This is a genomic window from Paractinoplanes bogorensis (assembly GCF_018829635.1).
Taxonomy (GTDB): domain Bacteria; phylum Actinomycetota; class Actinomycetes; order Mycobacteriales; family Micromonosporaceae; genus Actinoplanes; species Actinoplanes bogorensis.
The window spans coordinates 34,528-46,033 of the sequence record NZ_JAHKKG010000004.1 but is presented as its reverse complement, the minus strand read 5'-3'; the positions used below and the strand labels follow the sequence as shown (position 1 = coordinate 46,033).

11 protein-coding genes are annotated in these 11,506 nt (G+C 71.6%); 3 read left to right on the top strand and 8 right to left on the bottom strand.

Annotated elements, in window-relative coordinates; all coding sequences use genetic code 11:
* Positions 1-17: 17 nt before the first annotated feature.
* Complete coding sequence (locus tag KOI35_RS12060; protein WP_215786670.1) at positions 18-494, top strand: hypothetical protein; 477 nt, start codon at positions 18-20, stop codon at positions 492-494.
* On the opposite strand, the gene KOI35_RS12055 is transcribed toward KOI35_RS12060, so the two are convergent.
* The 3 genes from KOI35_RS12055 to KOI35_RS12045 are packed head-to-tail and all read right to left on the bottom strand — an operon-like array spanning position 476 to position 4,021.
* Positions 476-1,720, bottom strand: a complete 1,245-nt coding sequence (locus tag KOI35_RS12055) for a hypothetical protein (protein WP_215786669.1) — start codon at positions 1,718-1,720, stop codon at positions 476-478. The genes KOI35_RS12060 and KOI35_RS12055 overlap by 19 nt on opposite strands.
* A gap of 45 nt (positions 1,721-1,765) precedes the next feature.
* Positions 1,766-2,869, bottom strand: a complete 1,104-nt coding sequence (locus KOI35_RS12050) for a hypothetical protein (RefSeq protein ID WP_215787913.1) — start codon at positions 2,867-2,869, stop codon at positions 1,766-1,768.
* A 45-nt stretch (positions 2,870-2,914) separates the two neighbouring features.
* Positions 2,915-4,021, bottom strand: a complete 1,107-nt coding sequence (locus tag KOI35_RS12045) for an ROK family protein (protein ID WP_215786667.1) — start codon at positions 4,019-4,021, stop codon at positions 2,915-2,917.
* A gap of 93 nt (positions 4,022-4,114) precedes the next feature.
* Here KOI35_RS12045 and KOI35_RS12040 point away from each other — a divergent pair, with 93 nt between their 5' ends.
* Together KOI35_RS12040 and KOI35_RS12035 are read left to right on the top strand one after the other, a co-directional pair.
* A complete protein-coding gene (locus KOI35_RS12040) occupies positions 4,115-5,359 on the top strand; it encodes a Bcr/CflA family efflux MFS transporter (protein WP_215786663.1) in 1,245 nt (414 codons plus the stop codon).
* A 288-nt stretch (positions 5,360-5,647) separates the two neighbouring features.
* Entirely contained in the window at positions 5,648-7,129 is a 1,482-nt protein-coding gene (locus tag KOI35_RS12035; RefSeq protein ID WP_215786661.1) for a mannitol dehydrogenase family protein, read from the top strand.
* A 65-nt stretch (positions 7,130-7,194) separates the two neighbouring features.
* On the opposite strand, the gene KOI35_RS12030 is transcribed toward KOI35_RS12035, so the two are convergent.
* From KOI35_RS12030 to KOI35_RS12010, 5 genes are all read right to left on the bottom strand, one after another.
* Positions 7,195-7,878, bottom strand: a complete 684-nt coding sequence (locus KOI35_RS12030) for a phosphatase PAP2 family protein (protein ID WP_215786659.1) — start codon at positions 7,876-7,878, stop codon at positions 7,195-7,197.
* 9 nt (positions 7,879-7,887) lie between these two features.
* Positions 7,888-8,559: a phosphatase PAP2 family protein gene (locus tag KOI35_RS12025; protein ID WP_215786657.1), complete on the bottom strand. Its 672-nt coding sequence runs from the start codon at positions 8,557-8,559 to the stop codon at positions 7,888-7,890.
* Between the two features lie 30 nt (positions 8,560-8,589).
* Complete coding sequence (locus KOI35_RS12020; RefSeq protein WP_215786655.1) at positions 8,590-9,252, bottom strand: hypothetical protein; 663 nt, start codon at positions 9,250-9,252, stop codon at positions 8,590-8,592.
* Between the two features lie 161 nt (positions 9,253-9,413).
* On the bottom strand, positions 9,414-9,950 hold the full coding sequence (locus KOI35_RS12015; RefSeq protein WP_215786653.1) for a redoxin domain-containing protein: 537 nt from the start codon (positions 9,948-9,950) through the stop codon (positions 9,414-9,416).
* A gap of 56 nt (positions 9,951-10,006) precedes the next feature.
* A complete protein-coding gene (locus KOI35_RS12010; protein ID WP_215786651.1) occupies positions 10,007-11,500 on the bottom strand; it encodes an MFS transporter in 1,494 nt (497 codons plus the stop codon).
* Positions 11,501-11,506 lie beyond the last annotated feature (6 nt).

Genomic DNA, 11,506 nt, shown 5'->3' with positions numbered 1-11,506 from the left:
TCCGGTAGCGTGCCGCCGTGGGACACAGCATCAGCGCGGTCATCGTGCGCGAGCCGTTCGACGCCGGTGCGGCGGAGCGATGGGATGTGATCAGCGCACCGCTGGACGCCGGGCTGCGTCTGATCCATCTCAGCCCGGAGTACATCGACTACTGGCGGTCCCGGCATGGCGCGACGGCCGACCTGGACGTGCCGGCCGCTTTCCCGGACGAGTTTCCCCGCGCCGGGTTCCTGTCGGCGCTGGCCGCCGCGGTCACCGGCCGCGAGGATCCGACCTTCGCGGTGGTCCTGACCGAGTATTTCGGCGGCGTGGGTGACCAGTGGGCCTGTGTGTTCGTCGCGGGCCGGCGCCAGGAGACGGACGGAACCATCAACGACGCCCTCCGGGTTCTCGGCGTGCGCGCCGCCGGCGACGCCGACGAGTTCGACACGGTGGGCCTCGGGCGTCACCGGACCACGCCCGAATATCTCTCCTACTACCCGGACGAGGACTGAACGAGCTCGCTCTCGCGGACCTCGAACGTGGTTCGCCCGCCGGTGTCCTCGAGCGGGATACCGAGCCGGATCGTGGCGACGCGATTCCCGCCGGGCGTGGTCGTCCGCGCGATGACCACGCACCGGAGGTCCAGGTCGACCGGGAGGGCGGCCCCGCCGGGGAAGAAGTCGTCGTCGTCCGTCAGGACGGGAGCCTTGTCGACGATGACCGCGACCGAGTCGTCTGCCTCGCGTAAATGCACCTCGGCCCAACCTGGCCACTCCACGTCGACCCACCGCACGGCCTTGACCCGCACGAACGTCGGACCGGGCTCGTCGCGCAGCGGGTGGGGGGCGAGCAGGCTCTCGTCGATCGGGCCGCGCCGGGCCAGGCCCGCGAGCAGGTCGGCGACCTGGACCCGGGGATCGTCGCGGGAGTCGGCCATGACGAAGCCGGCCAGCGGCGAGAACCCGTCGCCGCTGGTCAGGGCCGCCTGCAGCCGGAGCAGGCGGTCGGCGGTGAGGGCGCTCTGCTCGTCGTGCGTGACCAGAACCTGCCGCTGCCCGCCGCTCCAGGTCAGCACCGTTTCGGCCAGCGCGGGCAGCAGCGGCTCCAGCGGCGGCGGAATCGACCGGTCGTCCTGATCGAGCCGCTCCACCAGCCCGCGCACACGTTGCTCGGTGACGGCCCGCAGCGCGGCGGCGCCCAGCACGTCCATGGCCCGGAGGAACGACGGCACGGTCACGTCGGCCGGGCGGCGTCGTTTGCCCTTGACCAGTTCTGTGAACGCGGCCAGGAACGCATGCCACTCGCCGGTGTGTGCCCGCCCGCTCCGGTAGAGCGCGACGGCCGCGGCCCGGCTCTCCCCCGCCAGCCGCGTGCCCGACGCATAGGAGGGCTCCCCCAGCAACAGGTCGACGACCCGGGTGGCCAGGAAGAACTCCTTGTCGACAACCTGCACGAACGCCCGCCCGCGGAGCGCCGAGACAAACCAGTCAACGGCCTTCCCCGTACGCAGGAACTGGCCGGACTTCAACTCGTGCGCGCTGAACCGTCCGGACCTCAGCGTCGCGATCACGTCGCCGGCCTCGTCCCGGGTGAGGTCGACACTCGCGTGCGTGATCACCGGCATGCCCGGATGCAGCAGGTTGGTGCCGGAGAACCCGCTCTCGTCACAGGCGATCCGCACCACCGGCCCGGTCACCTCACCCGCCGGCAGCAGCCCTCCCTGCAACGGCGTCCGCACCCACCCATGCTCGCCGCCCCGCAGCACACGGGACAACCGGATTCTTCAGCCGGGGCGGCTGATGCGCTGCTGTTCGGCGGCGGCCAGCTGTCGGTAATGTTCGGCCCTCGGTTCGTCGCCCACGTTGACGGCGGCCTCGACGGCGAAGCGCAACGTGTTCAAGGGCAGGCCGGGGAAGGACCCGGCCTCGGCGTCGGCTGCGGTGAAGATCTCGTGGGCCGGCTCGCTCGGCGCGGCCACGGCCAGCTGGAACATCTCGGCCATGTAGCCCCGGCCCAGGCCGACCTCGGTCCAGCCGGACACGTCGTCGAGGGCGCGCCGGGCCGTGCGCAGCGCTTCCCAGGCAGCGACGTGGTGGCCGGCCCGGCGTTCCAACTCGGCCAGCTCGCACCAGCCCGAGGCGGTGTCCCACGCGCCCTCGGCGAAGGTCAGGCGCTCGCGCTGGGCCGCCGCGGCCTCGGCGAACGCTCCGATCGCGGCCAGCTCGTAGCGCAGCTGGGTCACCGTCGCCTGATCGCGTGGGCGGTCGGCGGCCCACCGGTCGATCAGGTCGCGGGCCAGGGCACGGTCGCCGATCAGCTGGGCGCGGGCGATCCAGGTCAGCGGGTCCTCGGCGGCCGGGTCGGGCGGGAAGCGGAGGCGTTGCTGCTCGAACCACTCGGCCACGTCCTCGTCGGACAGTGCGGGACGGCCCTCCGCGTCGAGGAGGCGTTCCAGGATGTCGGTGCGGTGGTCGTGCTCGCTCGCGCGTACGAGGGAAAGGGTTTGATCTGCCCCGGCCGCCACCACGTGCTCGATGTCGTAACCGCACCAGGTGTCGAAGTTGGCCCGCTTGAGCTGCCACTGCAGCCAGACGTCGGCGGGCCGCCGGTACTCGGCCAGCAGCAGGCCGGCCAGCTCGGTCTCCTCGGTCAGGCCCTGGAACGGCGCCTCCCGGCGGCACACCGCCTCCTGCTCGGCCAGCCATCGGACCAGCGCGTGGTCGCCGGGGCGGCGGTCGTACTGCAGGGCCCACAGCACCTGGGCCCGCGCGACCGCGTTCCGGTCGAAGTCGTAGCCGTCGTCGCCGGTCGCCTGCTCGTAGGCCAGCTCCGGCCAGGCCGTCCCGGACGCCCGCATCCGCGCCAGGTCGCGCTCTCCTGCCTCCATCACGTCGACGATGATCGCTTGATCGCGGCCCGCGCTCAACCCGGTTCAGCGAAAGCCGTTGCGAGAGCCGGTGTGGTGGCCGGTGCGGGCGGGTTCGCGGGTGAGCTCGAGGGCGCCCTGTCGTTCGGCCGAGGGGCCCAGCGTGCTGACGGCGACGGGGACGTGGGCGGCGATCGCCGGTGGGGCGTGGGTGGTGAAGGCGGAGCGCAGGCCGGCGGCGATCGGCTCGGCGGCGGCGCCGATGGTGTCGTCGACGATGACCGTGGCCGGGTCGAGGAACGTGCACAGCTGGGCCAGCGGGCGGCCGATCGTGCGGCCGATGTCGTGCAGGATGCGGGCGGCGCCGGCGTTTCCGGTGGCGGCCAGCCCGGCCAGGCCGGCGAACGTGACGGCGTGCTCGTAGGCGGCCTGCGCGGTGTCGACGACCAGCGAGTGGACCTGGGAGCGCAGGCAGCCACGGCCGCCGCAGGCGCAGAGCGGGCCGTCGGCGTCGATCTGCAGGTGGGCGATCTCGCCGGCGTAGCCGTGGGTGCCCCGGACGAGGCGGCCGTTGGTGACGATCGCGGCGCCGAACTCGCGGTTGGTGAGCTTGAGGTAGACGAAGTCGCCGGTGGTCGCGGCGCCGCCGTGGTGCTGTTCGCCGAGGGCGGCCAGGTTGGCGTCGTTCTCGACCAGGATCGGGAATCCGTGAGCGTCGCTCTTCGGGGACGGCACGCCTTGCGCGCCGCCGGTCGAGAGCAGCGGCGCGGGGACACTGACGACCATTGCCCGTACGGGCGCAGCGCCGGCAAGACGACGTATCTGAGCGGCCGCGGCGTCGAGGTCTCCCGCGTCGTCGAGCGGCTCCTCGGCCAGCGGGGTGCCGTCGAAGCCGATCAGCGTGGTGCGGGCCACGCCGTCGCTCCAGCGCAGCAGACCCAGCCGCGGGGCCGGGCCGGGAGCGTGGAGCCGGCGCGACGGGCGGCCGCGGGTGCTGCCGGGTGGCGGGCCGTCGTCCTCGACGATCGTGCCCGCGCCGAGCAACCGGCGGACAGCGCTGATCACGGTCGGGGTGGCCACCCGGAGTTCGCGGACGAGGTCGGCCCGGGTGACACCGGCCGAGTGGGCGACGAACGACTGCACCCGCTCGTCCGTGGTCAAGAACGCCGTCATATTTGATGAGAATACGATAATTCTCGACCGTAGCAATAGTCGCGTCGCTGGCTTTCAATGGAGTTATACCCCGCGTCTCGGCTGAGAGTTTTCATGATGTCATTCTTAAAGCGCCGGCCCAGTACGACCGCACTGCTGATCGTGACCGGTACGGGCGCGCTGTCCACCGACACCTACGTCGCGTCGCTGCCCGAGGTGCAGGCGTCGTTGCACACGTCGTCCTCGACGGCGCAGCTGACCATGACCTCGTGCATCGCCGGGATGGCGCTGGGCCAGCTGCTCTCCGGGCCGGTCAGCGACGCCCGGGGCCGGCGCGGGCTCGTCCTCACCGCCTGCGTGGTCTTCGCCGCCATGTCGGTGCTGTGCGCGCTGGTCACGTCGGGCTGGCTGCTGGTGGCCGAGCGTCTCGTGCAGGGCGCCGCGGCCGGGGTGGCCGTGGCGGTGGGCCGGGCCGTGGTCAACGACGTGTGGCGCGGACGGCAGGCGGCGGCGATGTTCGGCACCCTCTCGGCCGTCGGCCTGATCGCGCCGGTGGTCGCGCCCGCGATCGGCGGCGTGCTGACGGCGACGGTCGGCGGCTGGCGGGTGGTGTTCTGGTTCCTGGCCGTGGTGGGCGTCGTGATGGCGGTCGCCGCGTACACCGGGCTGCCCGAGACGCTCCCGCCGGAACGGCGCCAGCCCGGCGGGCTCCGGCAGCTGGGCCGCCGGGCCGCCGATCTGCTCACCGACCGCAGCTTCGCCGCGCCGGTTCTGGTGCAGTGCCTGACGATGGCGGGGTTCTTCGTCTACATCGGTGGCTCGTCGTTCGTCCTGCAGGAACAGCTCGGGATCAGTGCCCGGCTCTACACGATCGTCTTCGCGACGAACGCGGCCGCGATGGTGGCGGCCAGCGTCACGTTCCGGTTCCTGGTGATCCGGACCGGCCCGATCCTCCTGCGGCGGATCGCCGTCGTGACGCAGACGACCGGGGTGGCGGCGCTGTTCGCGGCCGCGCTGCTGGCCCCCGGCCACCGGCCGCCGCTGGCCGTGGTCTGGGTCGCGCTGGCCGTCATGACCGCCGGGCTGGGCATGTACCTGCCGGCCAACGCGGCGATCACCCAGCACGCCGGGCGGCGCGCGGCCGGCACGGCGTCGGCGTTCGGGGGCGGACTGCCGTTCCTGGCCGGGGCGGTGACCACACCGCTGACCGGGCTGCTGGGCGATCAGACCGTGCTGATCATGTCGGGCGGGATGGCCCTCTTCTTCGCGGCCGCGGCGGTGGCCGGGGTGGCGCTGCGATCGGCCACCATCGACCCGGACAAAGCGGTCCCCTCGCCGTCGCCGGCCGAGGCCGTTTGAGGGAGCCGGCCGAGGCCGTTTGAGGGAGCCGGCCGAGGCGTTTTGCGGGAGCCGGCCGAGGCGGTTTGAGGGAAACGGGCATGGCGCACGCGAAAGCGGGCATGAGAAGACGGCGTGTTCCGTACGCGGGCATTCCGCGGCCCGGTTTCGCGCGGCCGGAGGCGGTGACGGCGCGGTCACGATGACCGAGGCCATCAGAAGATTCGCCAAGCCGGACGCCCGTTACCTGGACGTTCCAGTGGGATGCTGTGGGTTATCCCCGATCCACTGCCGGGAGGAAGAGCCACCATGCTGCCCCTCAACGCTGAGACCCTCAGCCAACTGTCCGCCGACCTCGCCGTCCCCTCGTACGATCGCAGTGCCCTGCGCACCGGGATCGTCCATTTCGGGGTGGGCGGGTTCCACCGGGCACACCAGGCGATGTACCTGGACCGTCTGATGAACGAGGGCCAGGCTCTCGACTGGGCGATCTGCGGGGTCGGGGTGATGCCGGCCGACCGGCGGATGCAGCAGGTGCTCGACGCCCAGAACGGGCTGTACACGCTGGTGGTCAAGGCCCCCGACGGCACGCTCGACGCCCGGGTGATCGGTTCGATCAAGGAGTACCTGTTCGCGCCGGACGACCCGGACGCGGTGATCGAGAAGATGGCCTCCCCCGACATCCGGATCGTGTCGCTGACGGTCACCGAGGGCGGCTACAACTTCCACGCGGTGACCGGCGAGTTCATGGCCGACAACAAGGACGTGCAGCACGACCTGGCCGAGCCGGGCCGCCCCCGGACGACGTTCGGGTTGATCACGGCCGCGATCGAGCGCCGCCGCGAGCGCGGACTCCCGCCGTTCACGATCATGAGCTGCGACAACATCCAGGGCAACGGGGACGCGGCCCGGAAGAGTTTCGTCGCTTTCGCCGCTCTGCGCGATCCGGCCCTGGGGGCGTACGTGGAAGGGAATGTGCTCTTCCCCAACAGCATGGTCGACCGCATCACGCCGGTGACCACCGACGACGACCGGGACGAGGTGCGCAAGCACTTCGGCGTCGACGACGGCTGGCCGGTCGTGTGCGAGCCGTTCACCCAGTGGGCGCTCGAAGACAGCTTCTCGGCCGGCCGCCCCGCCTGGGAGGACGCCGGCGTGCAGGTGGTGCCGGACGTGGAGCCGTACGAACTGATGAAGCTGCGCCTGCTCAACGCCTCGCACCAGGCGCTGTGCTACTTCGGTTACCTGGCCGGCTACCGCCTCGTGCACGACGTGGCGCGCGACCCGGCCTTCGCCAAGTTCCTGCTCACGTACATGGAGAAGGAAGCCGAGCCGACCCTCGAGCCGGTGCCCGGCATCGACCTGCGGGAATATCAGCACCAGCTGATCGACCGGTTCTCCAACGCGCAGGTCAAGGACACGGTGGCCCGGCTCTGCGCGGAGAGCTCCGACCGCATCCCGAAGTGGCTGCTGCCGGTGATCCGCCACAACCTCGGCTCGGGCGGCGACATCATCCTGTCGACCGCGGTGGTGGCGTCGTGGGCCCGCTACGACGAGGGCGTCGACGAGCAGGGCGAGCCGATCGAGATCGTCGACCGCCTGCGCGACAAGCTGACCGCGGCGGCCCAGCGGCAGCGGACCGAGCCGCTGGCCTTCATCCAGGACCGCGAGGTCTTCGGCGACCTGGCCGACAACGAGCGCTTCGTTTCGGCGTACACGTCGGTGCTGTCGTCGCTGCACAGCCGGGGCGCCAAGGCCACCCTCGACGACCTGGTGTCGGGCAACCTCTGAGTTCTTCCCGTACGCGCCGGGGCGTCAGCGCCCCGGCGCCACCGCATGCTTCGTGACGCTGACCTTCAGTGGGCCACTCGGCGTGAGCCGAAGCGGAAACGGTCGGGGACCGCCCAGTCGACGGATCGATTCAGGACGTTGCGGGCCATGATGGCTACGCAGGTGCAGCCGTTCAGGAACGAGGCTGTCACGTCGGTCGGGTGGTGCATGCCCCGGTAGAGGCGGGACAGCGCGACCAGGATCGGCACCAGCACGAGCAGCCAGGCCAGCCGTTTGGCCCAGGTGTGGTGCAGCATCGTGAACAGCAGGAAGGCCAGGCCCACGTAGAGGGCGACCGCGGCCGAGGTGTGCCCGGACGGGAAGCTCGACGTGGGCGGCGAGTCGTCCATCTTGTGGACGGCGGGACGTTCGCGGTCGATGACCAGCGTCGTGAACAGGAAGACCAGGGCCTGGGCGCTCACCGCCAGGCACAGGTAGAGCGGCTCGCGCCAGCGGTGCAGTCGCACCCGCAGGATGATGGCGACCAGCGCGGTGACGCCGATGATGACCGGGGTGCTGCCGATCAGGCTGAAGATCCCGGTGATGACGTTCATCGGCGGATTGCGGTGGGCCTCGAAGGCGCGGTTGATGCCGTCCTCGCCGCCGATCGGCAGGTGCGCCAGCAGGAGACCCAGGCCGACCATCACGGCGAACAGGATGGCGACGGGCAGCAGGAGACGCTTGGCGACCTGGGTCAGCAGCGGTGGCATGGCCGCCTCCTACCCGGAAGTGACTTCGCTCAATCTCCGGGTCCGGACGAGGAACGCGGCCGTCGTCGCCGCCACCACTGCAACACCGAACAGCCAGCCGGCCGCCACGTCGCTGAGCCAGTGCACGCCCAGACCGATCCGGAACAGGCCGGTGACCGCCGGGATCGCGATGCCCGCGGCCAGCAGCAGACGACGGCGCTTCACGACCGGCCACAGCGCCATGACGACCACCGTTGCGCCGAGCGCATTGTTGAGCGCGTGACCGGACGGGAACGAATAACCGACCGCCGTCGCCACCGGGTCGAGGAAGGCGGGCCGCTCCCGCTCGAAGAGCAGTTTCAGCAGTACGCCGAGCAGCCCGCCGGTCGCCATGGTCACGCCGACCCACCACGCCGACGGGCCGGCCCCGCGCCGGGCCAGCCAGATGACCAGCGCGAGGGCGGCCGCCCGCCAGGTCCACGGGTCGAAGACCAGGCACCACCACCACATGAAGCGCACCAGCGCCGGATGCTGCGCCGAGAAGTCGTGCGCCGGGACGCTGACGTCATGGTCGAGCTGGTGCAGCCAGTCGACGTTGCCGACGATCAGGGCGGCGATCACCGAGAACGGCACGAGCAGCACGATCGCCCCGGCCGCGGCCACGGCCAGCCGCATCTCGAAGGCGTGCTCCTGATCCCGCATAGGGTTCAGCTATACCCCGTGGTCATGGGCTCATTCGTAGGGCTTGAGGTCCGCGTGCCGTACGGTGAGATCGCCCTTGGTCACCGGAGCGAACGCCGTCGGGGCCAGGCAGGTGCCGATCCGCGCCGGACCCCACTTGCCGCTGTCGTCCTGGTCGCCGCTGATGACCCAGCTCACGCCGATCCGGTCGCCGTGGCCACGTCCGCCGTCCTGCACGCTGAGGCCGACCCGCTGACCCACCCAGTCGGCCACCTCCTTGTCGGCCCGGGTCACGATCGCGGTCACGGTGGCCGCACCCGGGGCGGTGACCAGGCAGTCCGCGGTGGCCTCGAACGTCACGGTCTTGTTCTGGGCGGCCACCCAGTGCGACACCCGCACAGTCCCGGTCGCGTCGCTGGGCAGGCCGTGCTCGGCGCCGGGCAGCGGGCGGCTGTACGGCTTGGCCCGCACGTCGAACGAGAACCGCCGGACGTCCCGGTCGGGCGCGAAGGTGAGCACAACCTCTCCGGTCCCGGTGACCCGCGCGCCGCGAAAACCCGTGCCCGGCCGAGAAGCCAAGCCCGCCTCAACAGCCGAGCCCGCCTGAGCCACCGGGCCCGCCGCCGAAGCCTGAGAAGCCTGTGACGCCGAACCCACGCCCAGAACTCCGGCCAGCACGGCACCCGCGGCGCCCCCGGCGATCAGCTTGTTCATCGTGATCTCCCCTCCGAGACCACGCGAGTCGCGGCCTCGATGGGATCTACGCTCGCCGATCCGGACGCACCGGGGATCCCCGCCGCGAGGGAACGCACTCCCCCACCCGAGGGAGTGCGGCCGAGGACGGGCCGGGCGGACGTCAGCTCCAGGCGTGGCGGTCAGCCCAGGGCGGCCAGCACCTCGGCCGGCTCCGGGTAGGCGGCGCCGTCCGGGCGGATGTCGGCGAAGCGCACCACCCCCGCCCGGTCGACCACCACCACGGCCGGGAACGGCAGGATCGACCGGCCCGCGCCCAGCCGCACGTCGGCCCCCGGCGCGTGGAAACCGAGGTTGAACGCGTCGATCAGCTGGTGCCGCGGGTCGGCCGCCACGAAGTAGCTCAGCTCGTGCCGCCGCTTGATCTCGGCCAGCCGGTCGGGGACCTGCGGGCTCACCGCGACCAGGTGGGCGTCGGTCAGCGCGGGCCAGAGGTTGCGCTCGTAGCCGGCGAGCGCGGTTTCGGCGGGTTCGGCCGTCGCGTACGGGAAGAAGATCAGCACGATCGGCCCGGTCCGGCGAAGGCGGTCGAGGTGGATCGGGCCGAGGTCGGCCTCGATCAGCACCGCCGACGGCACCCGGTGACCGGTTTTGACCAGCCGGTCCCAGATGTCGTCGCGCTCGAGCACAACGTCCCGACTGCGCGTGAGAGCCACCATCGCGTCCACCTCAATCACTAGTCGGCAATCACTAGTCGGCCGATAGGAGATATAGCCTAGCCGACGCGAGCGGCAGTGACCATATCGGACGGTTCGGGCGACGGATCCGCGACCGGCTCCCGAGTGGGCCGCAGCACTCGCCAGGCGAGCACCGCCGCGACGGCCACCAGGACGGCAGCGACAACCGAGACAAGACCGAAGGCGTTCCCGTACGCCGTGGAAGCGCGCCGGAAAACGTCCCCGCCCTCGGCCATCGCGTCCATCAGCGTCCCGTCCCCGGGCACCACCATGCGATAGGCCGCCACCACCACCGAACCGAGCACCGCGATGCCCACGGCACCACCCAGTTCGGCCCCGGTCTCGGTGACTGCGGCGGCCATCCCCGCGCGCTCGGACCGTACGGAGGAAACAACCAGATCGGTGGTCAGCGTGTAGACCGGCGCGAGTCCCAGACCGGCGACGACCATGCCCGTGACCAGGGCCGGCAGACCACCGCCGTACGGGGTCAGGGCCATGATCGCGTGCCCGGTGGCCAGGATGACGGCGCCCAGGGCCACCACCCGCCCGGCCGGGAACCAGCGCACCAGCATCGGCCCGGCCAGCGACGCGATCAGGAAGGCGACCACCGACGGCAGCGACCACAGCCCGGCCCGCATCGGGGACAGTCCGAGGACGATCTGCAGGTACTGGACGATCGCCAGCTGGGTGCCGTAAAGCACGAAGAACGACAGCGCGTTGGCCGACAGGGCGACCCGGACCCGAGCGTCCCGGAACATGGACAGATCGAGCAGCGGCTGCGCGATCGTGCGCTGACGGTGCAGGAAGAGCGCACCGAGCAGCACGGCGGTCAGGATGGCCACGAACGGCACGACATGCACACCCTCGGCGGCCAGCCGCTTCACCCCGTACACAAAAATCAGCACCGCACTCATGCTGAGCACCGCCCCGCCGAGGTCGAAGCCCCGGGCCGACGTGTCGCGCGCCTCGGGCAGCAGCACCGGGCCGATCACCACGAGCAGCAGCGTCGCGGGCACGGCCAGCAGGAACACCGAACCCCACCAGAAATGCTCGAGCATCACCCCGCCGACCAGCGGAGCGGCCAGCCCGCCGAGCGAGAACGACGCGGCCCAGACGCCGAGCGCGATCCCCCGCTGACGCGCGTCGGTGAACATCGCCCGGATCAGCGCCAGCGTCGACGGCATCAGCGAGGCGCCGGCCAGGCCCATCAGCACCCGCGCGGCGATCAGCAGTCCGGGCGTCGGCGCGAACGCGGCCAGCAGCGACGACAGCGCGAACGCGGCCGCACCGGCGAGCAGCAGCCGGCGCCGGCCGATCCGGTCGCCGAGCACGCCCATCGCGATCAGCGCTCCGGCCACCACGAACACGTAGCTGTCCATGATCCAGAGCAACTGCACCGCCGTCGGCCGGAGATCGGCCGAGAGCTGCGGGGCGGCCATGTTGAGCACCTCGGCGTCGAGCGACACCAGCAGGCAGGGCAGGGCCAGGACGGCGAGTCCCAGCCAGTCACGTGCGGTTGCCGTCGCACGCATGATTCC